Annotated in this window: 21 protein-coding genes; 2 read left to right on the top strand and 19 right to left on the bottom strand. The window is 51.0% G+C overall.

Going from position 1 to position 26,924, the window contains the following annotated elements; all coding sequences use genetic code 11:
• Nucleotides 1–3: 3 nt before the first annotated feature.
• The 19 genes from addA to WMO29_RS07970 all read right to left on the bottom strand — a co-directional run bounded on the left by addA (nucleotide 4) and on the right by WMO29_RS07970 (nucleotide 24,976).
• On the bottom strand, nucleotides 4–3,780 hold the full coding sequence (gene addA, locus WMO29_RS08060) for a helicase-exonuclease AddAB subunit AddA (protein WP_349164409.1): 3,777 nt from the start codon (nucleotides 3,778–3,780) through the stop codon (nucleotides 4–6).
• Nucleotides 3,777–7,178 carry a helicase-exonuclease AddAB subunit AddB gene (gene addB, locus WMO29_RS08055; protein WP_349164408.1) on the bottom strand — a complete coding sequence of 1,134 codons (3,402 nt, stop codon included), beginning with the start codon at nucleotides 7,176–7,178 and terminating at the stop codon, nucleotides 3,777–3,779. The genes addA and addB overlap by 4 nt, the downstream gene beginning before the upstream one ends.
• A 30-nt stretch (nucleotides 7,179–7,208) precedes the next feature.
• On the bottom strand, nucleotides 7,209–7,832 hold the full coding sequence (locus WMO29_RS08050) for a type II secretion system protein (protein ID WP_349164407.1): 624 nt from the start codon (nucleotides 7,830–7,832) through the stop codon (nucleotides 7,209–7,211).
• A 962-nt stretch (nucleotides 7,833–8,794) separates the two neighbouring features.
• Nucleotides 8,795–9,442: a phosphate signaling complex protein PhoU gene (gene phoU / locus WMO29_RS08045; RefSeq protein ID WP_349164406.1), complete on the bottom strand. Its 648-nt coding sequence runs from the start codon at nucleotides 9,440–9,442 to the stop codon at nucleotides 8,795–8,797.
• 4 nt (nucleotides 9,443–9,446) lie between these two features.
• Nucleotides 9,447–10,196, bottom strand: coding sequence for a phosphate ABC transporter ATP-binding protein PstB (gene pstB, locus WMO29_RS08040; RefSeq protein ID WP_349164405.1), 750 nt, complete (start codon nucleotides 10,194–10,196; stop codon nucleotides 9,447–9,449).
• A gap of 3 nt (nucleotides 10,197–10,199) precedes the next feature.
• A complete protein-coding gene (pstA, locus tag WMO29_RS08035; protein WP_349164404.1) occupies nucleotides 10,200–11,075 on the bottom strand; it encodes a phosphate ABC transporter permease PstA in 876 nt (291 codons plus the stop codon).
• The gene (gene pstC, locus WMO29_RS08030; RefSeq protein WP_349164403.1) at nucleotides 11,062–11,937 is read right to left on the bottom strand and encodes a phosphate ABC transporter permease subunit PstC; all 876 of its coding nucleotides are present in this window, start codon (nucleotides 11,935–11,937) and stop codon (nucleotides 11,062–11,064) included. Before pstC ends, pstA begins: the two co-directional genes overlap by 14 nt.
• 19 nt (nucleotides 11,938–11,956) lie before the next feature.
• Nucleotides 11,957–12,883, bottom strand: a complete 927-nt coding sequence (locus WMO29_RS08025) for a substrate-binding domain-containing protein (RefSeq protein ID WP_349164402.1) — start codon at nucleotides 12,881–12,883, stop codon at nucleotides 11,957–11,959.
• A 266-nt stretch (nucleotides 12,884–13,149) separates the two neighbouring features.
• Nucleotides 13,150–13,848 carry a winged helix-turn-helix domain-containing protein gene (locus WMO29_RS08020; protein ID WP_349164401.1) on the bottom strand — a complete coding sequence of 233 codons (699 nt, stop codon included), beginning with the start codon at nucleotides 13,846–13,848 and terminating at the stop codon, nucleotides 13,150–13,152.
• A 51-nt stretch (nucleotides 13,849–13,899) separates the two neighbouring features.
• Nucleotides 13,900–15,147 carry a sensor histidine kinase gene (locus WMO29_RS08015; RefSeq protein WP_349164400.1) on the bottom strand — a complete coding sequence of 416 codons (1,248 nt, stop codon included), beginning with the start codon at nucleotides 15,145–15,147 and terminating at the stop codon, nucleotides 13,900–13,902.
• 2 nt (nucleotides 15,148–15,149) lie between these two features.
• Nucleotides 15,150–16,802, bottom strand: coding sequence for a Na/Pi cotransporter family protein (locus WMO29_RS08010; RefSeq protein WP_349164399.1), 1,653 nt, complete (start codon nucleotides 16,800–16,802; stop codon nucleotides 15,150–15,152).
• A gap of 121 nt (nucleotides 16,803–16,923) precedes the next feature.
• On the bottom strand, nucleotides 16,924–18,273 hold the full coding sequence (locus tag WMO29_RS08005; RefSeq protein WP_349164398.1) for an esterase/lipase family protein: 1,350 nt from the start codon (nucleotides 18,271–18,273) through the stop codon (nucleotides 16,924–16,926).
• 22 nt (nucleotides 18,274–18,295) lie between these two features.
• Nucleotides 18,296–19,234: a DUF3878 family protein gene (locus tag WMO29_RS08000; RefSeq protein WP_178039704.1), complete on the bottom strand. Its 939-nt coding sequence runs from the start codon at nucleotides 19,232–19,234 to the stop codon at nucleotides 18,296–18,298.
• Nucleotides 19,235–19,376: 142 nt separating this feature from the next.
• Complete coding sequence (locus WMO29_RS07995; RefSeq protein WP_349164397.1) at nucleotides 19,377–20,270, bottom strand: hypothetical protein; 894 nt, start codon at nucleotides 20,268–20,270, stop codon at nucleotides 19,377–19,379.
• 95 nt (nucleotides 20,271–20,365) lie between these two features.
• Nucleotides 20,366–20,989: an HDIG domain-containing metalloprotein gene (locus WMO29_RS07990; RefSeq protein WP_349164396.1), complete on the bottom strand. Its 624-nt coding sequence runs from the start codon at nucleotides 20,987–20,989 to the stop codon at nucleotides 20,366–20,368.
• Nucleotides 20,990–21,179: 190 nt separating this feature from the next.
• Complete coding sequence (locus WMO29_RS07985; protein ID WP_349164395.1) at nucleotides 21,180–22,634, bottom strand: DUF1846 domain-containing protein; 1,455 nt, start codon at nucleotides 22,632–22,634, stop codon at nucleotides 21,180–21,182.
• Between the two features lie 139 nt (nucleotides 22,635–22,773).
• Nucleotides 22,774–23,793, bottom strand: coding sequence for a UDP-glucose 4-epimerase GalE (galE, locus tag WMO29_RS07980; protein WP_178039708.1), 1,020 nt, complete (start codon nucleotides 23,791–23,793; stop codon nucleotides 22,774–22,776).
• Nucleotides 23,794–23,936: 143 nt separating this feature from the next.
• Nucleotides 23,937–24,293 (bottom strand): VOC family protein, encoded by a 357-nt coding sequence (locus tag WMO29_RS07975; RefSeq protein ID WP_178039709.1) that lies wholly within the window; start codon nucleotides 24,291–24,293, stop codon nucleotides 23,937–23,939.
• The gene (locus WMO29_RS07970) at nucleotides 24,290–24,976 is read right to left on the bottom strand and encodes an MBL fold metallo-hydrolase (protein WP_349164394.1); all 687 of its coding nucleotides are present in this window, start codon (nucleotides 24,974–24,976) and stop codon (nucleotides 24,290–24,292) included. Before WMO29_RS07970 ends, WMO29_RS07975 begins: the two co-directional genes overlap by 4 nt.
• A 204-nt stretch (nucleotides 24,977–25,180) precedes the next feature.
• On the opposite strand from WMO29_RS07970, the gene WMO29_RS07965 reads away from it, so the two are divergent.
• Nucleotides 25,181–26,485 (top strand): TrkH family potassium uptake protein, encoded by a 1,305-nt coding sequence (locus tag WMO29_RS07965; RefSeq protein ID WP_349164393.1) that lies wholly within the window; start codon nucleotides 25,181–25,183, stop codon nucleotides 26,483–26,485.
• A gap of 62 nt (nucleotides 26,486–26,547) precedes the next feature.
• Nucleotides 26,548–26,924 (top strand): potassium channel family protein (locus tag WMO29_RS07960; protein WP_349164392.1); only part of this gene is annotated, 377 nt, incomplete at its 3' end.

The following is a 26,924-nucleotide window of genomic DNA, read 5'->3' as shown; positions in this document are numbered from 1 at the left end:
TATCTATCTTTCGTAATAATCAATTTGTGCGGAACTGCAAGCTGACGTTTTTTCTCCGCTCATTATACACAATCTATTGTGGGGATTCAACCGGAGAGCATGTATCTCCTCTTCCAGGCAGAAGGAATAAATAATCTTCTCCTTTACCCGTTTTCCGGTGAGCCGCTCCAGGGTCAGCTGATAATAATCCAGCTGCTTTTTGTATTTTTTCAGAAGTTCTCCACCGTCTTTCACGAAATCGGTCTTATAATCCACAACCACGATCTCGTTTTCCCCATTTTCATTTTTTTCATAGAACCAGGCGTCAATGATTCCCTGGATCAGAACCGGCTCGTCGCTTCCGCAGCCGATTTCAAGCTCCCGGGCGGGCATCCGGATTACGAAGGGCTGCTCTGTATGGAATTCTTCCCGAGCCCGGGCTGCGCTCATGCGCTTCGCCAACGGCGTCCGTGCAAAGGCATAGATATCGTAGGGGCGTACCACGTCCGCCTGCTCCTGCGTCATCCGCCCCTCTTCCACCAGCCGCGCCAGTCCTTCCTTCACCTTTTCCGAATGATACAATTCCCGGAAATCCAGACATTCCAGAGCCCGGTGATAAGCCGTACCTCTGGCTGCTCCGCTGATCGGTTCCTTCTCTGACATAAACCGCGGAATATAAGGCACAATTTCTTCCGCCGGATAGAGAAGGGTATCCGCATCCTCCTCTTCCGTCTGTCCCATTTTCTTCAATTCTGATACACTGAACTTGCCCTGCAGGGTGATATCCTCCTGCCACGGGTAAGTGTCGGACAGCTGTTTCTCCAGAAGCTTCGCATACTCCTCGTCTGTTCCCGGAAGCTCCTCCGGGTGGGCGAAAATCTCCCACTGTTCTTCCTTTTCCATCTGCCGGATCAGCGCTTCTTCCGTCTGACCTTCCAGTGTCACTGTTTTTACTTCGAAGGGACTCTCCCCACTTCCCGCCACAGCCGGAAGCACCCAGTCCAGGTAAGTTCCTGCCGTGGAAATCGTGCGAAAAGACAGGCTTTTTCCCATCTTTTCCTCCAGCTTTGCCGCACTGCCCAGCAGAATCAGTTTTTCCTTCGCTCTGGTAAATGCCACATAGAGGACGCGCAGCTCCTCTCCCAGCATCTCCAGATCCAGAGCCTTTTGCAGCACCCGTTTGGGGAGCGAGGCGGTGCGGGTACGAAGCTCGGCGTCCACCCAATCTACGCCTACGCCCAGCTCCGGGTGAATCACGACCCGGCTCCGGATATCCTGCCGGTTAAAGCTCTTGCCAAGTCCGGCCACGATGACAACAGGGAATTCCAGACCTTTACTCTTGTGAATGGTCATAATACGGACCGCATTTTCATTTTCACCCAGAATACCGGCCTCGCCGAAGTCTTCCTTATAGCTCTGCAGCTGCTCCATATACCTTACAAAATGGAACAGTCCCCGGTAGCTGGTCTTCTCAAAGGCAATGGCTCGCTCAATGAGCATCCGCACATTGGCCTCCCGCTGGGTCCCCGCCGGCTCTGCCGCCAGGTAGTCGCCGTAGCCGGTGATCCTGAGAAGCTCCTCGATGAGTTCATGGATGGGGAGGAATTCGGCATGTTCGCGGTAGGTGCGGAGATTATGGAAGAAGGTCTGAAGTTTCTCCTGGATTTGTACTTCTATTGTACACTCCGCATCCTTCCCTTTTGCATCTTGCTTTTTTACATTTTCCTTCTTTTTCTTTTCTGCATACTTTCTGCACGCCTCATGAAACTTCACATCCGGATACGCGCTCTTAATCTTTGCCAGCTCCACATCCGTAAATCCGCCAATCATAGATTTCAGCACCGCCGCCAGCGGGATATCCTGTCTGGGATTATCCACGATACGCAAAAGATTTAACAGGGTCTGAATCTCGATCGTGGTAAAATATCCGGTCCTGGATTCCGTATGGGCCGGGATACCCGCCGCGTTCAATACCCGGGCGTACACATCACCCCATCCGGTCAGGCTGCGGAGCAGAATCACAATATCCCCATAGCGCACTGATCTAAAAGCTCCGGCTTCCCGATCCCAGACTTTTCCCTCTGCCATGACCCGGCGGATGCAGTCGGCTGCCGCATGGGCCTCCAACTCCCGGTCGGTCAGCTCGGCCTGGTCCGTGTCCTCTGTCTCGGGCAGGGAATCCTTGTTTTTCTCTAACAATAACAGTTCTGACACGTTAATTCCACTCTCCGGCTCCGGCATCTCCGCTCCCAGATACAACGCCGCCGCGCTGTCATAGGTGATGCCGCCCACGGCTTCCGTCATCAGCTTCTCGAAGACATCGTTCGTCCCCTCCAGCACCTCTCTCCGGCTTCTGAAATTCTTATGCAAATCAATCCGAATCTCCGCCGCCTCATCACTCTGCGGATAAGTATGATACTTCTCCATAAACAGCTCCGGCCTGGCCAGACGAAACCGGTAGATGCTCTGCTTCACGTCACCCACCATGAACACATTGGGAATGCCCTGTCCGCGGCTTACGCTGTTTAGAATAATCTCCTGAATCAGGTTACTGTCCTGGTACTCGTCAATCATAATCTGTGCGTACCGGGCAGACAGCTCCCGCGCCGCGTCGGTCGGCACAATCTTCATCCTGCTATCCTCTCCGGTCTCCACATCCTCCACCAGAATCTCCAGTGCCAGATGCTCCAGATCCGGAAAATCCGCCAGATTTTTAAGCCGCTTCTTCTCCTGATACCGATCTGCGAATTCCGCCGTCAGGGAAAGCAGCACCGCCGTCGTCGGAGCCGCCTTCTGAATTACATCCAGTACACCGGTAAGGGGCAGATTGAAAAACTTCTCTTTCAGGTCCTTCAGGCTCTTTTTCATACTCTCCCGAAAGGCCTTAATCTGATTCTTCCGTTCTTCTTCCACATTCGGATCCTTCTTTGTGGAAAGCCGCGCAAAGGAAAGATCCGTCAACCGCTCCCGGATGTTCTCATAACCACGGCAGCTCAGAAGCTCCTGCACCTGAAGCAAATCCGCCTGTACCGCATCTTCATACATATAAGGTCCACCAGGCAGATGGCAGATATCCAGCATTCTCCGAATTTCCTGTTCCAGATCCGCAAATGTCCGGTTTACATAATTCATCAAAAACTGCATCCAGGGACTACGCTCCAGATCTCCCTCCGTCTGCGCCCTATAAGGCTCCATACACTCCGCAAGCCATCGCTTCGGGTAGGGATAGCTCACCGCAAACTCATAGAGCTGCAAAATCAGATTTTCAATGGCCACATCGCTTTTTCCGGTGGCATAGACCTCCACAAATTCCGTGAATCTTGCCCGTTCTTCCGGATCCTCAGCGCCGTAATGCTCCTCCAGAAGCTCCTGCACCACATCACCTTTCAATAGCTTCAGCTCGCCCTCGTCCCCGATACGGAACGCCGGATCCAGATCAATCTGATGAAAATAATTTCGAATCACATACTGGCAGAAGCTGTCAATGGTGGTAATCTGCGCGCTGTGAATCAACGTCTGCTGCTTCTGCAGATGTTCATTTTCCGGATCCGCCTCCAGCCGTTTCTCCAGGGCCAGCCCCACACGCTCCCGCATCTCCGCCGCAGCGGCTTTCGTAAAGGTCACCACCAGAAGCCGGTCCACATCCAGCGGTTTTTCGTCCTCGCCCTCTCCGCAGACCAGAGAAAGAATCCGTTCCACCAGAACCGCCGTCTTACCGGAACCGGCAGCCGCAGAAACCAGCACATTTTTATTTCTCACATCAATGACTTTTTTCTGTTCCTCGGTCCATCTGACGCTCACAGTTCTTCCTCCTCTATCCGCTTCCAGATTTCATCATCCCCGAAAATAGGCAGTCTCCGCCTGTGAAAGCCCCCGGTCTTGCTGTCCAGCCCACAGACGCCGCTGTAGGCGCAGTAATCGCAGGCCGTCTTCCCCTTCAGTTCGTATGGATTCACGTCCATCCGGCCATCCAGCACCTCTGAGCCAATCTTCCGGATTTTTCGGTTGACATAACGCGAAAGTGCCGCGAACTGTTCGCCGCTGGCCACCGGAGAACCGGCACGCAGGGAACCATCTTTATTATAAGCAATGGGCAGCACCTGTGACCGTCCCGGCATAGACTGATCGAGGCGCTTAATAATCTCCGGATCCCCATTGATAAGCCCATTTGGTTTCAGCTTCTCCAGTACCCGGGCTGTCACATCCGCTTCCTCTCCATCCATATCCAGTACCGGATCCTGTATCTGATAATACAGTACGCCAGCCGGGAGTACCTCTTTGTCAGGATGCTCCTTCTTCATCAGCTCCATGGCCGCGTTCAGATAAATCACCAGCTGCAGCTGCAGTCCATGGTACAGCGCCAACAGCTGAAACGACGTAGTTCCGGACTTATAATCAATGACCTTCACATACACATGCTCCGCATCCTCGCAGGTATCCACCCGGTCGATCCGTCCCCGGAGCTTCAACTGCTCCTCCGGAGATAATTCGATATTGATGGCTTCCAGATCCGACACGCCGGAAAATGAAATCTCATAATTTTCCGGTGTAAACATCCCTTTTCGAATCTGCTCCCCAAGCGCCCAGACCGTCCGTTTCAGAATCCGGGCCATTCGACGAATCATATAGCTGTTGCGGGCAGAGCTGTTCAATACCGTATTGCCATAATCTACGGTCAAAGAGGCCAGACATTCTTCCACCCATTCATCCGCCACTTCCCGGGGCAGGGTCTTCCAGGTATAGTCGCTGGCATCCAGCTTCTTCGAAAATGCCTCCAGCGTCTCATGAAAAATATTTCCCATGTCCACCGGCGCAAACTCGTACTGCTCCCGCTCGGACAACTTCAATCCATACATGAGGAAATGGGCGTAAGCGCAGGCTGCGTACTGCTCCAGTCTGGTCACGTTGTTCTCCAGCACCGTTCCGTACAGGGCATGGGCTACTGCCTTGCCAAGCTTCGTATCCTGATGGGCAGAAAATGCCCCGTCCAGAAGCTGGGTCAGCTTTTCCTCGTACCGCTCCTGCTTCGCGTACCAGCGGTACAGCTCATAGAACTGCGCGCTGCCCCGCCCCTCCCTGTACTCTTTCAGACCCTCGATAAGCAGGCGCACGCCCTCCCGTTCCGTTCGCGGAAGTCCGTTTTCCCGCTGCACCGTCTCCTGCTTTAATTCCAGTTCCGGGAATAACCGTTTCATCACATTCATCAGATAGGACGGACGAAGCGCCTTGCCGCCGCTGTCCAGCAGCGTACAGGAAAGATAAAGCTGGTCCGATGGCTTCGTCAGATTCAGATACAGATAAAACCGCTGAATATAGCCCTGCTCCCGGGCTGTCGGAGCCAGCTCCATACCGGATATTCGAAGCTGTTCCCGCTCCATATCCGATAACAGACCTGCCCGGGACATATTCTTTGGAACGCTGCCCTCATTGACGCCCAGGAAAAAGAGTACCTTAACGTCTTTCAGACGGGTACGCTCCATATCTCCGGCCATGACCTGATCGACTCCGGGCGGGATCACGCCGACCCTGACCTCCGCAAAACCGGCCTCCAAAATCTCCGTATACTCCCGAATGGTCAGTTCTTCCTCACCCAGCAGATCCACCAGCTTATCCAGCAAATCCATCAGGATTCCGTATATCTGATGATACTCCTTGGCCAGCACCTGATTATGTTCCCGCCTGAAGCGTTCCTCAAAGACCGCCAGTCTGCCCTGAATCCCTTTTTTCGCAATCAACTCATAGAGCGCCGTCGTCCTGGTACGGACATCCACCGCCTTTTTCCGCTGTATTTTCACAAAGGGAAGTAAGTCCTCTGCCACTCTTGCCCGGTAACTGTCAATCTGCTCCAGTTCTTCCTCCGTGAGTCCTTTATAACTACGAATAAAACGTTCTTCCCATCGCTTCGCGCCGCGAACACCCAGCGCCAGCACATAATTTTCCAGCAGATCCACCTCTTCCGGCTCCATACCGGACAGGCCGCTCCGCAGGTACCGGAACACCGATTCGTAAGAGAAATCCTGCTCCGCAATCTCCAGCAGCGCCCGGATAAATTCTACAAAGGGATTCTTCAGGATGCTGCGCTTATTGTCAAGGAAGCAGGGGATCTCATAATCCGCCAGTATTCGCTCCAGCACCGGGCTGTAGCTCTCCATGTCTCCGGTAATCAGGGCAAAATCCCGGTAGTGATAATTCTTCTCCCGAATCAGCTCCCGGATCCGGCCTGCTGCCCAGGCGACCTCCTCCTCGGGATTTTTTAAAATGTGAAGGCTGATCTGCCCGGAATTCTGCGGATATCGCTGCCACCGCAGCCGGAACAGATTCTGCTCAAGCCACTGGAGCTCGCCGCCTGCCGCGAACCGGCTCTTCTCCCCGGGATGAACCCAGACAGGCTCTTCTTCCTTTACGTCCACTTCCTGTGCCAGCCGCTTCAATCCCGCCACAGTCTTCTTACTCAGGTAAAAAAGCTGGTGCTCCCCCTCCACATGATAGGGATTCTCCCTCTCATCGATGGTCACCGTCACCATAACCTTCTTTGCGTACAGCATCAGCTTCTGCATCAACTTATTCTGAATCGGCGTGAAGCCGGTAAAGCCGTCCAGCACAATGACGCTCTCCCGGATCATCTCTGAGCGCTCCACCACCCGGCACAGCACCTCCAGCAGCTCCTCCGCCGTAATATACTGATCCGCCAGATAGGCGTGAAACGCCTTGTAGAGGACCTGCACGTCGCACAATTTATAATATAGATGAGGCTTCTCCTTACTCTTCTCCAGGAAATCCGCCAGCGCCTCCTCCGTCACTGCGTATTGGGTCAGCTCGGAAATCAGTGATTTAATCTCACTGATATACCCCATTTTCTTCAAATTCCCACCGAGGACCTTCAGTTCCCCTTTTCGCTCCTGGGCGATTTTCCGCAGCACCAGATTCTTACCGGTCTCCTCCAGTACCTTTCCCACCCGGGTTCCGGTCTCCTCAAACACTCGGTAAGCCAACCGCTGAAAGCTTAAAATGTCAATATTCAGGATACCGCCGTCCGGATGCAGCCGCACCAGCTCCTTCTGGGTCTGCATGGTAAACTGCTCCGGCACGATCACCAGATAGCTTTGATCCGGATGCCGGATGGAATCCTCGATCACACTCCGAAATAAAGTATAGGATTTTCCCGCGCCGGAATTGCCGAAAATGAATTGCAGGGACATGGCGTTCTCCTTCCTTGTTTTCGCCCATCTTTATAGCACCTTTCCGTTTTTCTCACAGACAGGAGCCTGTCCCTCCGTCATGGTTACCAGATAGCCCTCTTTCCCAAAGTTATGCGCAAGAACTCTGCAGTTTTCATCATAAAATATCTGGATAAATACTGCATTTCCAGGTACGTTGCTTCCAAAATTGTTTTTCATATTTACCTTCAGAGACTGCCCCTGTATCGGAACACTGGCATTGCCAAACTGATACTGGGGATTCGTCTTGTCGGTGCTTTCCAGGTAGATCAGTACCTGCTGGCCAATCATCTGGCTGGCAGTCAAATTTTTTGTATGCCACTTCTTCAGTTCATCCGAAAATGTCGAATTTGAGATTCTGCCCAGATTAACGTATCTCTTCCCATTGATTGTACAGGAATTTGTCATAGACTTCTGCATCGCTGTGTCATTGATATGCAGTCCGTAATACTCAGAAGCCGCTGCCTGCGCGGCAGTCCAGATGCCTTTTGCTTCTGCCGTCACTTTCTTTTCTTTGGCTCTGTCAATGTATCCGGTCAAAGCCGGCACAAGCAAGGCTGCAAGAATTGCCAGAATAACCAGTACAACAATAAGCTCCACTAAGGTAAAACCCTGTTTATTTTTTTGAAACTTCATCTTTATCATTCCCCTTGTATATTTTGCGATACCTCATATCGTTTTTCTGTGAATTTCACTGCGTTTATATGATGGTACGCGATGTCTATATGGATTATAGCATATTGTGTTATGCTTTAGTAGGGGAATTTTCCCACACAACAAATCAGCGGGCATCAACTCTGCTTTCATTGATACCCGCTGCTAAACTATGCTGTCCATTGGACTAATACCTCATTTCTTTATTCTGTTTTCAGTTTCTTTTATTTCTTTTTATTTTGAAGTCTCATAGACTTTTTCCGTTCGATTTCTTCTGTCTTCGGTTTTTGTTTTTCGATCTTCTGTAAAGTTCATTTATACCGGTTTGCTTTTTCTTCCTTCTTTCTCATCCGGCTTTTTCTTCTTTTTTACCGATTCTCATCGAACGATTGATTTACGGTTACCTTTTTTCCTGCCTTCCGTAATTCTGCTTTTGATTAAGATTGACATCTTTCTGAAAGCTTTCTTAGGAAGTCCCTCTTAAGTCTTCGGCGGTCCGTACCTCTCTTTTCTCAGATTATAGGGTGATTCGTTACGTTCCTGTTGGACTGTACCTCCTTTACTTAGATTACTCATTCTCTATGTTAAATATAACTGGGTTATATTTAAGAAGATAGTTGAGTTGTTTTTCGCTTCCTTTCTTCTGAAGCTTTTGTCTTGTTTTTCGTGTTCCTTATCTTTAATTGTATTATAGCGGGACTTCTTCCGTTTGTCAATACTTATTTTTAATTTATTTTAAGTTTTTTCTTCTTTTATTGTTTTATTTGTGTAAATATTTTATTATTTTCTGATAATTTTAATTAACAAGTCAGCCATAAATGACAAGAAAGCCAGAGAGCTTCCGCTCTCTGGCTTTCATTTTGTATTCTCTCGGAATACTGCTATCATTTGCCTGAGATAACTATATCACAGCTTTCTCAGAAATTCAAGCATTCAGACGATATTTAATTCTCGTTGGACCGCTCCCCGGTAATGGAATACTCCACCCACTCTGCAATATTGGTGGCGTGGTCGCCGATCCGCTCATAATACTTCGTGATCATGAACAGATCGAGCACCTCCTCGCCCTTGCTGCCGCCGTCGCGGATGGCGTCCAGGATTTCCCCTCTTACCTTTAAAAACAGTCCGTCCACAATATCATCATCCCGAATCACCTGACGGGCCAGCTCCAGGTCTTCTTCCACATAAGCCGTAACGCTGTCTGTCACCATTTTCATGGCAGCCACGCCCATCTTGCACACATGCAGGAACTTATCCGGAAGCTTTTCGTTCATATCAATGACGATGTCTGCGATATCTGCCGCCTGGTCGCCGATACGCTCCATATCCGTCACCATTTTCAGGGCCGCGGAAACCCGGCGGAGATCCCCCGCCACCGGCTGCTGATGGAGAATCAGCTTCATGCAGAGACTCTCGATGTCCCGCTCCTGGCGGTTGATGATGGCGTCATTCTTCATAATTTCCTCTGCCAGCTGCAGATCGCCGTCTGTCAGAGCTTTTGTAGCATTGGAAATGGCCTTTTCGCACAGACCGCCCATAGCGATCATCTGTGTATGCAGCTCATTCAGCTGTTCTTCATAAAAATCTCTCATAACATCAACCAAACCTTCCTGAAATATAATTCTCGGTACGGGTATCCTTTGGCATGGAGAAGATCTGATCCGTGTTGCCGTACTCAATCACCTCGCCCAGCAGGAAGAATGCGGTCTTGTCAGAGATACGCGCTGCCTGCTGCATGTTGTGGGTCACCATCACAATCGTAAAGCTCTTCTTCAGCTCCATACACAGATCCTCAATCTTGGAGGTGGAAATCGGATCCAGCGCGGAGGTCGGCTCGTCCATCAGCAGAATCTCCGGCTTCACAGCCAGGGCCCTGGCGATACAGAGACGCTGCTGCTGTCCGCCGGACATGCCCAGGGCGCTCTTTTTCAGACGATCCTTGGTCTCATCCCAGATAGCTGCATTCCGCAGAGATTCCTCCACGATTTCGTCCAGCTTCGCTTTATTCCGGATTCCGTGGGTCCGGGGACCATAGGCAATATTGTCATAGATGCTCATAGGAAATGGATTCGGCTTCTGGAAAACCATGCCGACTCTGCGGCGCAGATCGTTCACATCCATTCCCTTATAAATGTCCTGGCCATTCAGGGTTACCTTTCCGGTAATCTTACAGCCGGCCACCATATCATTCATACGGTTCAGGGATTTTAAGAAGGTAGATTTACCGCAGCCGGATGGTCCGATGAAAGCGGTAATCTCATTTTTCTCAATCTCCATATTTACATTTTTGAGCGCCTGGAAATCCCCGTAGAACAGATCCAGATTCTCAATGTTCATAATACCCATACTTTATTCTTCTCCTGTCTTCTTCGCCAGCTTCTTTGCGATGAAGCCTGAAAACGCGTTAATTCCGATTACGATGATGAGCAGCACTACGGCTGTGGCTGACGCCTGATCCACATGCAGGGCCTCACTGGTCAGCACATACATATGTAAAGCCAGGGTACGGCCCGATTCCATGGCTCCCGCATACTTGGCTACCGTTCCGGAGGTGTACATCAGCGCCGCCGTCTCGCCCACGATACGGCCGATTCCCAGGATCACACCTGCCAGGATACCCGGAATCGCGCTGGGGAGTACCACCTGAAAGACGGTCCGGAGCTTTCCGGCTCCCAGTCCGAAGCTTCCCTCCCGGTAAGAATCCGGTACAGAAATCAACGCTTCCTCCGTAGTCCGCATAATCAGCGGAAGAATCATAATCGCCAGGGTGAAAGCGCCTGCCAGCATGGAGTAGCTCCATTTCAGCTTTGTTACGAAAAACAGCATACCAAACAGGCCATAGACGATAGAGGGAATACCCGACAGCGTCTCCGCCGTTACCCGCACCACGCCGACGAATTTATTTCCCTTTTTCGCGTATTCCACCAGATAAATGGCAGAAAAGATTCCCACGGGAACCGCCAGAATCAGCGCCAGGAAAATCATTTCGATGGTGTTGAACAGAGCCGGCATCAGGGAAACGTTGTCCGATGTGTAATGCAGGGAGAACAGCTCCGGCGTCAGATAGGGTACGCCCCGGATCAGAATGTAGGCGATCAGGAAAATCAGTACGGCAAAGGTTACGCAGGCTGCCAGCACCACCAGCAGGAACAGAATCAGGGAACCCGGATGCTTCCGCAGGGCATGGAGCTTATCGCCTGCCGTCTGCTTGTTAATTGCTTCCATTTCCGCCCCTCCTTAACAGTGATACGCTTAAGTTGATCATCAGAATAAATACAAAGAGCACAACCGCCGTGGCAATCAGAGCCTCCCGGTGCAGGTCTGTGGCGTAGCCCATCTCAATGACGATATTTGCCGTCATGGTACGGACGCCCTTAAACAGGCTTTCCGGCATCTTAGTCTGATTTCCGGCTACCATAATAACTGCCATGGTCTCGCCGATGGCCCGGCCGATTCCCAGTACAATCCCGGTCAGCACACCGGATTTTGCCGCCGGGACGATAACCGTAAATACGCTCCGCTCCTTGGTTGCTCCCAGTGCCAGCGCTCCCTCATGGTACATGGCCGGTACGCTCCGAAGAGCCGTTTCCGTGGTTCCGATGATGGTCGGCAGAATCATGATACCCAGAAGGATGCATGCGGTCAGCATGACATTTCCCTTGCAATGGGGAATCTGCCGGAGCAGGGGAACTAGAACCATCATACCGAAAAAGCCGTACACGACCGACGGGATTCCGGCCAGCAGCTCGGTGGCTACCTTCAGAGGACGGTAAATTTTCTTCGGGCAATAGTACGCCATGAAAATCGAGGTCAGGATTCCGATGGGAACTCCGATGAGAATCGCTCCCGCTGTCACATAGATACTGCCCAGAATAAAGGGCAGGATTCCGAAAATGTTGTTGCCCGGCTTCCATCTGGTTCCCAGCAGGAACTCCATCGGTCCGATTTTTCCGATGGCCGGAAGTCCGTTGGCAAACAGAAATACACAAATGAGTATTACTGCCAGAATAGAGGTGCAGGCGGCTATGAAGAACACCGCCTGCATAAATACTTCCTTGATACGCGCTTTCCAAGCCGCCTGTTTCATATCATTTGCCCTCTTTTGCTTACTCTACCTCACTCCAGGAAGTAGTCTCGCCTACGTAAATACTCTTTACCTGGTCTTTGGTCAGGTTGTCGATGGGGTTGTTGTTATTTACAACTACCGCGATACCATCCTGTGCGATAACCGTTGCGGTAAGCTCTGCCGTCTCTGTGTCCTTCAGCTCTCTGGAAGCCATTCCGATGTCGCATACGCCGTCGATAGCTGAGGTCATACCTGTGGTAGAATCACTGGTCTGAATCTCAATCTTTACGTTGCCGTTCAGCTTCATATAAGCCTCTGCCAGCTTCTCCATCACCGGTGATACAGAAGAGGAGCCTGCTACTGTCACGCTGCCACTTGCCTGGCCGCCTGCGAATGCCGGAGCCGCGTCGTCGATGGTGATGTATCCCTCATCGCTTACAATCTGCTGTCCCTCTGCGCTCAGGATATAATCAATGAAATCCTGCGCAGCCTCGCTTACCTCGCCCTTGGTCGCAATGTTGAAGGGTCTGTATACCTTGTAGCTGTCGCTCTTGATATTTTCTACGGTCGGCTCTACGCCGTCAATTTTCAGTGCCTTTACGGTATCGTTCAGGGAACCTAAGGATACGTATCCGATTGCGTAATCATCGCCAGCCACGCCGGTCATCATAACGGAGGTATTGTTGGTGATGGTGGCGTCCTCGGTGGTGTTGTCAATCTTTTCTCCGTTGGCGTCCTTCTCTTCTACACCGAACAGCTCGATGAATGCGCCTCTGGTTCCGGAACCGTCCTCACGGGAATATACGGAGATATCCTCTTCGGTGTCAAAATCTGCTGTTGCTGTATCTTCCGCTGCCGCAGTATCCGCAGTTGCTGTGGTATCTGCGGTCTCAGAGCTTCCGCAGCCTGCCAGCATTGCTGCTGTAAGTGCCATGGTCATCAATAAGCTAACTGTTTTCTTTTTCATAATGTTTTCTCCTTTTCGCCGGGTGAACGTTTCCGGCCTCTTCTCTCTTTTCTTCTCCAGGGCGTTTGGTTTCTCTTGTCCGCCCTGTGATTACCATCTTAGACCGCCAATGTTAAGGGTAAAAGCCTGGTTTCGTTAAGGGTATGTAAAGAAGCGGTAAGGGTTTTGTTGTGCCATCAGAACTATGTGGAAATAAAAAAAGCCCGGCAGAGGGTCTCTGCACTGACGCCTCCGCGAGCTTTTCTTCTTACATTTCCTATTCTGTTTCAGACGAATTTGTATCCCATTCCGCGCACGGTCTGAATATACTGGGGGTGATCCGGATCCTTTTCGATCTTCTTACGGAGATTCCGCACATGGACGTCTACAGTCCGGGTTTCGCCGGAATATTCATAGCCCCAGATCAGCTCCAGAAGCTGCTCCCGGGTGAATACCCGATTCCGGTGGCTGGCAAGAAGGTAGAGAAGTTCAAACTCCTTCAGAGAAAGAAATACGGGCTTTCCGTCCATATAGACTTCCCGGGATGTATTGTTAATCAGTAGATCCCCCGCCGTAATCTTATCCTCCGGCTCTGATTCGATTTTCTCAAGAGAGCTGCGGCGAAGCAGCGCTTTCACCCGGGCCAGCAGCTCCCGGATACCGAAGGGCTTGCTGATATAATCGTCGGCGCCCATCTCCAGTCCCAGGACCTTGTCAATTTCCTCGCCCTTGGCTGTCAGCATAATCACCGGCATAGCAGACAGGTTTTTGTCTGCCCGCAGGCTTTTCAGCACCTCAATCCCGTCCATGCCGGGCAGCATATAATCCAGCAGCACCAGATCCACCTGCATGGTTTTCAGAATCGCCAGGCCCTTTTCTCCTGTCTCAGCCCGCAGGACTTCGTATCCATTTTTTTCCAGATTGTACTCCAACAGATCTAAGATATGTTCTTCATCATCTATGGTTAATATAACTTTTTTTGCCATGATATCTCCTCTGCAATGATTCAGTGCCTTCCATTATTTCTATGATCTTTTTTAGTAGGGCAGCTTCACTGTAAATTCGGTTCCGACGCCCGGTTTACTGGTCACATGGATGGTGCCGTTATACAGCTCCACGATATGCTTCACGATGGACAGTCCCAGTCCGGTGCCGCCCTGGGCCTTGGAGCGTCCCTTGTCTACCCGGTAGAAGCGCTCGAAGATGCGGTCTAACTGCTCCTCCTCCATGCCGATACCGGTATCCGAGATTTCCAGCACCAGCTGATTTCCCAGTGTATGACACACTATCGTAACCGCGCCGAACTCCGTGGCCTTCAGGCCGTTGTCTATCAGATTAATCAACAGCTGCTTGATCCGATCCCGATTGCAGTTATAGAATTTCACTGTCGGATCCGGCTGGAAAATCAGGCGGACATGCTCTTTGATCTTGGGCTGCAGCAGCTCCACCACCTCGGCAATCACTGCATTGACATCGCAGGGCTCCCGGTTGGTGTCCTGCTTGCTCTCAATCTCGGACAGCAATAAGGTGTCGCTGATCAAGTTACTCAGGCGCTCAGTTTCAATCTCGATAATATCCAGAAATCTATGGGCCATTTTCGGATCCTCAATGGCTCCGTCCTTCAGGGTCTCTACGAAACCCCGGATAGAGGTCAGCGGAGTCTTTAGCTCATGGGTCACATTGGACACAAATTCCCGGCGCATATTTTCCACCTTCTTCATGGCCTGCACATATTTCCGGAAGTAAGCTCCCAGGAAAATAACGACCACCAGAAGCACCAGGGTTGCCAGTATGGTGGAACGGACAAATTCATTGTCCATATTTTTCAGTTCGCTTAAGGGCAGGGCCACACGCATGACCCCGTGAAAATCACCGCTGTCCACCGGTACCGCGCAGTAACAGTAATCCACGTCAAAGGTGTCCGACTTCCGAATCAGGCTGTTGCTCTGACCTTCCAGGGCCTTCTGTACCTCTTCCCGGTTCAGATGATTGCTCATCAGCTGGCCGGCTCCCTGGGACTCTCCCAGCACATTGCCCTCGGAATCTATAATGGTGATCCGGATATTGTAGGCTTTCGCGTAATTCTCCGCGAACTGCTCGTAACCGTTTTCCCCGGCCACTTCCTCCGCCTGGAACAAATCCCGCAGCATTTCCGCCTGGGTCAGATAGCTTTTCTCGCTCTGATGCTCCAGATAACTGAAGCCATTTGTCCAAAATGCGTATTCAAACGCAACTAACGCAATCATTGCCGCAATAATATAGCCTACCAGAACCTTCTTTTTCACGCTTATCCCTCTTTCTCGTCTGCCACATAGCCTACCACGTTGTTTGCATGATCCGAAATCCGCTCAATATTGCTGAGCATATCCAGGAAAATGACGCCCCGGGCCGCGGAACATTCATTGTGCGCCAGCCTGTTAATATGCTGGGTTCTGAGATCCTCCTCCAGATCATCAATCTCATCCTCAATCTGAACCACCTGCTGCACGTAGGCCATTTTCTCAGTCTCACGGGCCAGTACCGCCGCCTTCACCGCGTCCACGGTCAGGCTGGCGATTTCTTCAAAGCCGTGCATGGCCTCCATGGAGAAATGCAGTCCTTCGTTAATCATGGTCTGGGTCAGCTCCGCCAGATTATCGCAGTGATCGCTGATCCGCTCCAGATCGCTGACGGTGTAGAACAGATCATTGATGATGAGACGCTGATGATCCGTCAGGGAACCCTTGCTGATTTCCGTCAGATATTCTGTCATCTTTTTCTCGTATTCATTCATATTCTGCTCTAAGCGAACCGCCTTGTCAACCCGTTTCTGGCTGCCGGTCCGAATGGCGTCAAATACAAGCTCCACGTGGGCAATCGCCAGCTCGCCCATGCGGACCACTTCCTTCAGGGCGCCCTCCACCGCAAAGGACGGAGTCTCCAGAAAACGAGATTCGATATGGGGAAGCTCGAAGGCCTCCTCTGCCTGCTCCTCCTCCCCGTCGTCCTTCACAATCATTCCGGACAGCTTCACCAGAAGATTGCCAAAGGGATAAAGAAGAAGCGTATTCGTAATATTAAAGAAGGTATGGAACACGGAAATTCCCACGCTGTTGATATCGGAAGCTGCCCAGGCTTTATTGATGGAAAATACGATGAACATACCAATGCCGAACACAATTGCGCCAATGGTATTGAACATCAGATGGATGACTGCCGCACGCTTAGCAGTCTTATGGGCTCCCAGGCTGGACAGAAGCGCGGTTACGCAGGTACCGATATTCTGTCCCAGGGTGATAAATACCGCCGAGCTCCAGTTGACCAGGCCGTTGGCCGCCAGCGTCTGCAGAATACCCACCGACGCGGAAGAGCTCTGAATCAGAGCCGTAACCGCCAGACCGGCCAGCATACCCAAAACAGGATTCCGGCCCAGTACCCGGAAGGCCTCAGAGAAAATCGGCGCGTCCCGGTAAGGAGTAATCGCGCCGGACATAAAGCTCAGTCCGATAAACAGTACGCCGAAACCAATGAGAATTTCACTCACATCCACGATTTTTTCCTTTTTGGAAAACAGCAGCATAAAAGCTCCGATTCCAATCAAAAGCGGAGCGAAAAATTCCGGCTTCAGGAACGCCCCCCATTCGCTCATGGACACCAGCCAGGCCGTCACCGTGGTACCGATATTGGCGCCCATGATGACGCCCACTGCCTGGGTCAGATTCATCAGACCCGCATTTACAAAACCGACGACCATAACCGTGGTCGCCGAGCTGCTCTGAATAATTGCGGTCACTCCGGCTCCCACCAGAATTCCCATCAGACGGTTCCGGGTCAGGAACTCCAGTAAATGTTTCATTTTATTGCCCGCGGATTTCTGCAGTCCGTCCGCCATGACGTTCATGCCGTACAGGAACATACCCAGACCTCCGATAAAACGAAACAGCATTTCTACATGTTGCATGTTCTACTCCCTCCTGATATTACATTCATGATAACTTCTCAAAGTTAATTTTTTCTTTTGTTTCTGTTATCACCTTATCAAGGAGAGGTAAAAGAAGATCGCAGGTTATGTTAAGTTTGTGTTAAAATCCTTTTTCTTTTAACCCCTTCACCAAATTTACATAAAACTCCCGCACATCAAACCCTTCGATATTCTCCCGGTTCAGATCAATCATGTCTCCATGAGAAATACCGCGGTGGCCGGGGGCAGTCAGGTAGGTGTATGCTTCGCCCCAACGGAAGGAAGCTTCCCCTACCAGGCCGTCGTTTTCACCGTCAAATAGGTGGACGAAACGGTTGGTCAGGTTCAGGGGAAAGCGACCACCAGAGGCGTGCTTCAAGCAGGAACCGGTGCTTTGAATATAGACGCCCTCCGGATCCGGCAGTTCTTCGTTCAGCTTCCGGCAGGCGCTGGCTGTCAGATCGCCCACAGCTGCCAGAAAATCCGGGTTATCGTCACCCAGCTTCTTCAACGTGGCATTGTAAGCGGCTGCTACAGCATTTTTCTGTTTTTCAGGTATCAGATTCAACAGATAGTCTGCGAATTCGCAGCCCCGGTGGGGTGTGTTGATGGTGGTGAGGGACGCCACATAAGGAGCCATCCCAAGCCTGGAAATGGCGTAGCGGCTGTCCAGACCACCCTTGGAATGGGCGATGATGTTCACCTTCTCACTGCCAGTCTCCTGAAGTACGGCCTTAATCCGGGCCGCAATCTCCGCTCCCGAATCGGCCACAGAGGCCGCCGACTGATGATTTCCATAGTAAATAACGGTTCCATTTTTCTCTAGCTCCGCCGGAATCCGTCCCCAGTAATTCAGGTAACGGAAATCCCGGAAAAAGACGCCATGAACCATTAGAATCGGATATTTCGTCGCGCAGACCTGATCTGCCGCACGGTTTTCGTCCAACACGATTTTCTCATTTTCAAACTGCACCTCCCGGGCTGCCAGTTTTACCAACCTGCCCAGGACGATGAGATGCACCACCGGAATCATACCGCAGACGATACCGATAAGGCGCCATTTTATCCCGATCTGCGCCGAAGACAGGTAAATCCGTAGAATCCCGCTCCAGAATACCACGGCTTCCACCAGAATCAGAACTGCCGCCGCTCCCAGCCAGAGTCGCCAGTCCGCCTCCGCTTTCACCTGCGGTAACGTCCAGCCTGCAAATGTCGCCAGCCAGAATCCACCGGCCAGCACGCAAGAGCTTAGGAACAGATAGATAAGCTCCACACCGTTCTGACAGGTCCGAAGCCGCCGGGAATGTAGAATGTCCATATAACAGCCCGGTTTCATGCAGATGAAAATCAGGCACAGGAATAATAATAAAATTCCCCACGAATTCAGCCAATTACTCTTCCATAGCAATGGGCTGACTGCCAGGGTAGAAATTACTGCAATATTGAAAATTCTGGGGATGTATTTTTTCATCGATGCTCTTTCCCTTCCCTATCTATTTTATCGTCTCAATCCGCACCCTGCGGTCCCGTCCTCTGGTTTCCCAGATCATCAGATATACATGGAATTCCAGATTATCCTGCGCGATGGTAAAGGGTTCCTCCCGTAGCACCTCCGCGCGGATTCCCTGTCGGGCCAGCTCCTGCCGACGCTCTTCGGCCTGCTGCTCCAGCCGTTTTATCGCGTTATCAGTTGCTTTCCCAAAGGAACGTCTGGGATAATCCTGCACTGCTTCCCGCAATCGCCGGGACAACAGGTCTACCACCTCCTCGCATTCCGTGCGATGCAGCATGGCCGCAATCCGTTTTGCCAGAAGGGGCCAGGGATGTCTTCGGTAAAACTTTAGCCGCCACCCAAGCTTTTTATTTCCGCATTCCCGCGCCAGCTCCTCCATGACATTCAACGCTTCTTCCGAAGGATTCCACGGATCCGGAATCGGCACAATGTATTTCGCCGGGACAGCCGGATAACAGCAGTAATTCAGCGGTGGAAAATAGGCCAGATGCGCCAGTCGCCGCTCTTCCGGGGTGCAATATTCCGGCCCCAGATATTCGCATTTATCCCGGAGAATCGCAATCCGATATTCCAACTGCCGCAGATATTCATATCCAGGCACCCAGAAATGCGCGATTTCTCCATAATTATAGAGATGCACCTCCAAATCCAGATTTTCAAACAGCAACGTCACCGCGTTATCGCCCTGCCGGACCACCAGCACATACCTGGCCGCATCCCGACTCATGGACCAGGTCAGCGCTCCCTCATAATCCTCCAGATAATGGCCGGTCAGCGCTGCGCCACGAAATACCAGAAAGCTTTCCACGGCATCGTTCATCAGATAAACTAACCTGCGCTCCGTATCGCCCTCTTTTGCTGGCAATAATTCAAACTGATCCTGCTCCAGCAATTCCTCCAGCATTACAAATGTATCCATGTATAACCTCTTTTGTGTTCTCTCATTTTACGCTCTTCTCAGCAGCTCCGCGATCTGCAGACTCCGATCCGGAATCCGATACTCCTCCGCTTATTTTCTATGTTCGTTCCTGTCCAACCTTTTAATTGAAACAGAATTTCCTTTAAAAAAGATCCAGCATATTATCCAGATAAATCTCTTCCCGCACCTCCAACTGATGCTCCGGCTTTGTCATATAATAGAGCAGAAATTCCAGAATCAGGGCGCTGCCGAGGCTCCGGCCTTCGATTTTGAACTGGGAAAAGCCCATAGGCAGGTATCTGGTACGAATGTCGTCGATGCTGATGAAAGCCGGATTTTTCATGGCTTTAGAAAAGCGATAGCCCTCTGCAGCGTTCGGAGCCGGGCAGTTGTGCTCCACGTCTTCTCCGAGATTTTTGCGGCTGACGGCCTCGTAGCACTGCTTCCGATCTTTGCAGCCGGGCCGGCAGCATTCGTTGCAGAGAAATTCGACCTTGTCTTTCTCCGGCTGTGATAATGTCTCCCATTTATCCAGTGCCTTGTTCAGGCGAAAATCCGGCACCACATATCGGAACTCCGTTCGTTCAATTTCCTTATGGCACTGCTGAAAATCCGTCAGAACCTTTGTGGTAGAAGAGACAAAATAAAGTCCCGGATAGGTCTTCTTTAAATAATCCAGCAGCAAATCCGAGTGGATAATGACGCCGTTTTGTACCGCACTTTTCTGCTCGAATAAAGCGCAGAGCGCATTACATTTTTTATCGAAAAGATGCTCCTCCCGAAGCAACGAATTACTGAAGGTCAACCGAGCAGAAATGCCGTATCCCTGCATGAGTTCCAGAACCTCCTTAGGCTCTGCTTCCCCAAACCCGGCGCGGCCGCCGCCCCAGATACAGTCCGCCGGAGCGCCGTAGATGGAGCCGATATCGCACCAGTCGTAAAACCAGTTCCGGTGCCGACGGAATAATGGCAGGAATACCTGATACAACTCGTAGAATTCAAACAAGCCCGGTAAGTGATAATATGCTTTTTTCATGTTACCTTTTCCTCTGCTTATCTTTCAAAAGGTTATTATAGTTTACATAAAATCAAGCAAGCTTTCCCCTCTTCTCCCGAGGTAAAAAGATCCGCTCATCTCTTCGCATATAGCTGAGCAGTTTCCGCTTCCAGCTCCCGGTTGATCTCGTCCTCACTGTCCGCCATGGCCTGAAGCGTCATAGTCAGCAGCTTCTCCAGCGGCCAGCCAAGCTGCTCGGCGCCCCGCTCAATAACCTCTCTGGAGCAGCCTGCCGCGAAGCCCTTACTCTTGTACTTTTTCTTCAGAGATTTCAGTTCCATATCCTTGGTGCTCTTGGACGGACGCATCAGTGCAGCTGCCCAGATAAGACCGGTCAGCTCATCTGCTGCAAACAGCACCTTTTCCATCTCTTGCACCGGCTCCACATCCAGGGTCTTGCCGCACTCCACGGTGATTCCATAGCCATGGGAAACGACTGCGTGAATGATATCCTCCGACACGCCGCCTTCCCGCAGAAGCTCCGGCGCTTTCAGGCAATGCTCCGTCGGATACAGTTCAAAATCAATATCATGCAGCAGGCCTACGACGCCCCAGTATTTCTCCTCTGCACCGTAGCCCAGCTCCCGTGCGTACCATTTCATCACGGCTTCTACCGTCAGTGCGTGCTGGATATGAAAGGGATCCTGATTGTACTTTTTTAATAAGGCAAATGCCTCTTCTCTGGAAATATCGCTCATGCTTCATCGTCTCCTTGTACTCCCTCCGAAAGGCCTGGCGGCTGTCGGAGCGGCTTCTTCTAATTCTGTATTTCATTCATCATATACTTGTATTCCTACTTTGTCAATAGGATTAATATGTGATGAATTTTCTGTTACATAAAAAAGGCAGAGCCGCCTGACGCCAGCTCTACCTTTTCATATTCTATATCTATTTCGCCTCAGAGGTCAGCATCACGCCCAGCTTCTGGAAGGTCTTCTCATCGGCTGCGCTCAGCATACGGGAGGTGTGGACCTGGCTGCCGCGGAGATTCGGGAGCTGCCGGAGGGCAAGGTCGGCCAGCGGGTTGCTCTCGGAGCTGGATGAAAGGGCGATGAGCACCTCCTCCATATGAAGACGCGGGTTACGGCTGCCCAGATAATCTACCTTCAGCTTCTGAATAGGCTTGATCACATTGGGCGTAATCAGAAGCACATCCTCGTCAATGCCTGCCAAATGCTTCAGGGCCTTGATAAGCAGGGCAGAGCAGGCGCCCAGCAGTTCACTGGTCTTGCCGGTGATGATGGTGCCGTCGGGCAGCTCCATGGCTGCAGCGGTGTGACCGGTGGCTTCGGCACGGGTCAGGGCTGCAGGTACCACCTTGCGGTCCTTCACGGTTACGCCTGCGTTGTTCATCAGAAGCTCGATCTTGTAAGCTTCTTCTTCCTTGGATTTACCCCTTGCAATGTTCACCAGAGTCTGGTAATAACGGCGGATAATCTCCTGTCCGGACGCCTCACGGCAGGCCTCGTCGTCTACGATACAGTTGCCGGCCATATTGACACCCATGTCGGTGGGGGACTTGTACGGACAGTCGCCGTAAATCTCCATGAACATGGCGCGCAGTACCGGGAAAATTTCCACATCACGGTTGTAGTTGACCGTAGTCTCACCGTAGGCTTCCAAATGATACGGGTCAATCATGTTCACATCGTTCAGGTCTGCGGTGGCAGCCTCGTAAGCCAGATTGACCGGATGGCTGAGGGGCAGGTTCCAGATGGGGAAGGTCTCGTATTTGGCGTAGCCCGCACGGACGCCCCGCTTGTGCTCATGATAAAGCTGGGACAGACAGGTAGCCATCTTTCCGCTTCCCGGTCCCGGCGCGGTGACAACTACCAGCGGCTTGGTGGTCTCGATGTATTCGTTGTGTCCATAACCCTGATCGCTTACGATAAGCGGAATATTGTTCGGATAGCCCGGAATCAGATAGTGACGGTACACCTTCACGCCCATTTTCTCCAGACGACTCTGGAACATCTGGGCGCTGTACTGGCCTGCGTAGTGTGTAATGCAGACGCTGCCCACATAGAGGTTCTTGGACTCGAAAATGGCTTTCAGACGAAGCAGATCAGAATCGTAGGTGATACCTAAGTCGCCTCGTACCTTATTTTTCTCGATATCCTCTGCGCTGATTACGATAACGATCTCCACCTGATCGGCAAGCTGCATCAGCATCCGCAGCTTGCTGTCCGGCTCGAAGCCCGGCAGTACACGGGACGCATGGTAATCGTCGTAGAGTTTTCCGCCGAATTCCAGATACAGCTTATTATCAAACTTGGCGATACGCTCCCGGATGTGTTCCGACTGCATAGCCAGATATTTGTCATTGTCAAATCCTTTTCTCATGTTGCTTCTCCCTTTGTATTTTATTTTCACCTGCAGAACCTGCCAGCGACAGCTTCTTCCGGATACTTTTTAACCCAAAAAGGGGACACTGCCACGCTTAAGCAGCAGTATCCCCAAACAGTTCTATATTATGAAAAATTTAGTCTGCATAACCGTTCGGGTTCATGGTCTGCCATCTCCAGGAATCCTCACACATCTCCTCGATGCCATACTGCGCTACCCAACCGAGCTCATTCTTCGCCTTGGTGGGATCCGCGTAGCAGGTAGCAATATCGCCCGCACGGCGGGGCTTGATTTCATAGGGAATCTCCTTGCCGCAGGCTTTTTCAAAGGCATGCACCACGTCCAGGACGCTGTAGCCCTTGCCGGTGCCCAGATTGTAAATCAGTACGCCGGGCTCGGTTTCCTCCACCTTCTTAATTGCCGCCACATGGCCCTTTGCCAGGTCTACCACATGAATATAATCACGCACGCCGGTTCCGTCCGGAGTATCGTAATCATTTCCAAAGACGCCCAGACACTTCAGCTTGCCGATGGCTACCTGCGCTACATAGGGAACCAGATTGTTCGGGATACCCTTCGGATCCTCGCCGATGAGACCGCTCTTGTGAGCTCCAATCGGGTTGAAATAGCGAAGCAGTACCACCTTCCACTCCGGATCGGATACATAAATATCGGTCAGTACCTGCTCCAACATGCCCTTGGTCTGTCCGTACGGGTTCGTAATCTTACCCTTTGGGCACTCCTCGGTAATCGGGATGAATGCCGGGTCGCCGTATACGGTAGCAGAGGAACTGAACACAATATTCTTTACGTTGTGCTTTCTCATCACGTCACAGAGAATCAGAGTTCCGGTAATATTATTATAGTAATACTCGATGGGCTTGCGTACCGACTCACCTACGGCCTTGTAGCCTGCAAAATGAATAACGGATTCAACCTGCTCCTTATCAAAGATGGCGTTCAGGGCGTCACGATCCAGAATATCCGCCTCATAGAACGTAACCTTCTTTCCTGTAATCTGCTCCACGCGTTCCAGCGCTTTTTCACTTGCATTATACAGATTATCTACAACTACTACTTCATAGCCTGCATTCAATAACTCTACACAGGTGTGGCTTCCGATAAAGCCTGCACCGCCTGTTACCAAAATTGACATCAAACTGTCCTCCTGTTTTCAAAGGTTAGCCTTTGCTAACATTTGTTTCACTACTATTCACTGCTAAATCATAACACGGTTTCGTAGGTGGTGCAAGTGCCATTTCCTCCAAAAAAATTGCAGCGTTTTCATAACAGACAGCTTTACGGCAAAATTTCAAGCCAGTAGCCATCCGGATCTTCGATAAAATAGATCCCCATTTCTTCATTTTCGAAGCAAATGCAGCCCATCTCCTTGTGCTTTTTATGCGCCTCTTCATAATCGTCCGCCCGGAATGCCAGGTGAAATTCACATTCGCCCAGATTATAGGGCTGCGGATGCTCTTTCAGCCAGGTAAGCTCCAGCTCAAAATCACTTACCTCATTACTCAGATATACAATGATAAAATCATTGGCCGTCTTTCGTCTCACTTCGTGCAGATCGAGAGCTTCGTTATAGAATTTTATAGAACGGTCCAGATCGGATACATTATAGTTTTCATGAATCATCTTAAATTTCATAGCACTTCTCCTTTTGCGCATTCTGTGTTTTTTATACGTGATTTGTATTGCGGATATTCTGTGATAAACCGCTTTATTACGCTGGCGTCCTCCCAATAATGCATGGGAAAAACAGCATTGCAATCTACATTTTCCAGAAAATACAGAATTCCATCGGCATAGCGGGCTTCCTGCCTCGGATCAAGGGGAACGAATGCAGCGTCAAAGTGCATACCCTTAATTTTCCGGATTTCCGCACGATACGCCGAAGTGAGCCGCCGGTTATCCGCTTCCGGCTCTCCTTCCCAATACCAGTCATTTAAGTCGCCGGCATGGTAAATCGTGCCCTCTTTCGTTTGAACGATAAATGCGACGCCGCTATCGTTAGAAAGTAACGTATCGACCCGGGTACCATGATCCAGTTCATAGGTTTGATCGTGATAGGCGTATGTAATTTTTATATTCGACAGGTGGTTCCTGTTGCGTATATCTTTCGCCAAAATTGCCTGATACGTCATCCCCATATGGTCAAGCATTTCGAAGATTTTGGGATTAAAATGATCCTTATGGAAGTGACTGCAAAAGACAATCACCTCTTTTTTTCTGTCGAGAGAGGGCAATTCACCCCTGTAATAGTCGAAAATATAGTAGCAGTCGCCGGATTCAACCAAAAAGCCACTGTGGTTGATATAGGTTATTTTCATGATATCACCTGCATTTTATAATGGAGCGCTTCCATAAAATTTTACAACCTTATTTTATACGTTATTACGTTAGTATGTCAACTCTGCTGACCGTTGGCGTTGAAAATAGAGTTTGATTTTTTTTTAAATTTTCCCGAATCTCTTGTTCCTTCCACCTTTTCCTCGTATAATAGAGACATGTCGTTAAAAATCAAGGGAGATCCTATGAAACATATTTTACGCTTTATTAAAAACCAGCCGCCCGCAAGACTGATTGTCGCGGGCTTTTTCCTGATTATCCTGACCGGAGCCTGTCTCCTCATGCTGCCGGTATCCTTGCGCCCCGGCGTCCATACCAGCTTTCTGGATGCGCTTTTTACCGCCACCAGCGCCACCTGTGTCACAGGCCTGGTGACCGTAGACCCCGGAGACACCTATACGGTCTTCGGCCGGGTGATTCTGGCGCTGCTGATCCAGACCGGCGGTCTGGGCTTCACCTCCATGGGCGCAGGCCTTATGCTAGCTACCAAACGACGGGTAGGCTTTAAGAGCCGGCTTCTCTTAAAGGAAGCCCTCAATGTGGACAACTTCAGGGGCATCGTCCGGCTGTTAAAGGCTATCTTGCTTACCACCTTAATTTTCGAAACAGTAGGTGCGCTTCTGAGCTTTCCGGTCTTTGTCCGGGACTATCCGCCCCTGAAGGCGCTCGGAATCAGTATCTTTCATTCCATTTCCTCCTTTAATAACGCCGGCTTCGACATTCTGGGCGGTGGCCAGAGCCTCATTCCTTACCAGAACGATATCCTGCTGAACCTGGTTACCGGCGGCCTGATTATCTTCGGCGGCCTGGGCTTCCTGGTGATCCTGGACGTCCTGAGAAACCGTTCCTTCCGGAAGCTGACCCTCCACTCTAAGGTAGTCATAAGCACCACCCTGACGCTTCTGATTGCGGGTACCCTGGTCTTTCGTTTTACGGAGCATATGCCCTGGATTGGCGCGTTTTTCAACAGCGTCACCCCCCGGACTGCCGGCTTTGCCACTTACCCTATAAATGAGTTTTCCCATGCGGGACTCTTTGTGATGATTCTGCTGATGTTTATCGGCGCGTCCCCAGGCTCCACCGGAGGCGGTATCAAGACCAGCACCTTCTTCATCCTGATACAGACCATGCGGAGTGCCCTGAATAAGCGGCACATGGGAGCCTTTCACCGGAGTATTTCCCCGGAAAACACCTCCCGGGCCTTTCTGATTACCCAGCTGTCCCTCAGTGTCGTTCTCATCGGAACCTTTCTGCTCTGTCTCCTGGAGCCTTCCCTTGAAATGAGGCAGCTACTTTTTGAGGTTGTCTCCGCCTTCGGCACCGCAGGACTGTCCACGGGAATCACGGCCAATCTGCATGCAGCCAGCAAGCTGCTCCTGATTTTCCTGATGTTTATCGGAAGACTGGGCGCATTTACGATTATTGCCATGTGGATTGAACGGCCGGAGCAGAACGCCCGATACACGGAAGAATCCATCACCATCGGTTAACATAACATGTTTTGTCAGGCTCTTTTGCCTGCTATCATTATAGAAATGAGGAAGCGAAAAAGATGAAGAAAAATGCAAATTCTACCTTTGGAATCGTCGGCCTGGGCCGTTTCGGAACTGCTCTTGCCATCACTCTGGCGGAGGCCGGGAAAGAGGTCATTGTCGTTGATCAGAATGAAGAAAAGGTCAAGGCTATGCGGCAATACACGGAGTACGCCTTTGTCTGCGACAACCTTTCCAAGGCTACCCTGTCAGAGGTGGGAATCCAAAACTGCGATACCGTCATCGTCTGCATCGGCAGCCGTATCGATACCAGTATCCTGACCACCCTGAACGTGGTTTCCCTGGGCGTGCCCCACGTGATTTCCAAGGCCACCAGTCAGGATCAGGGCGCTGTTCTGGAGAAAATCGGCGCGGAGGTGGTCTATCCGGAGCGGGA

It is taken from the genome of Laedolimicola intestinihominis (assembly GCF_040096155.1).
Classification (GTDB): domain Bacteria; phylum Bacillota; class Clostridia; order Lachnospirales; family Lachnospiraceae; genus Laedolimicola; species Laedolimicola intestinihominis.
Note: the sequence above shows the minus strand (reverse complement) of the source record. Positions and strands in the feature narration are given on the sequence as shown.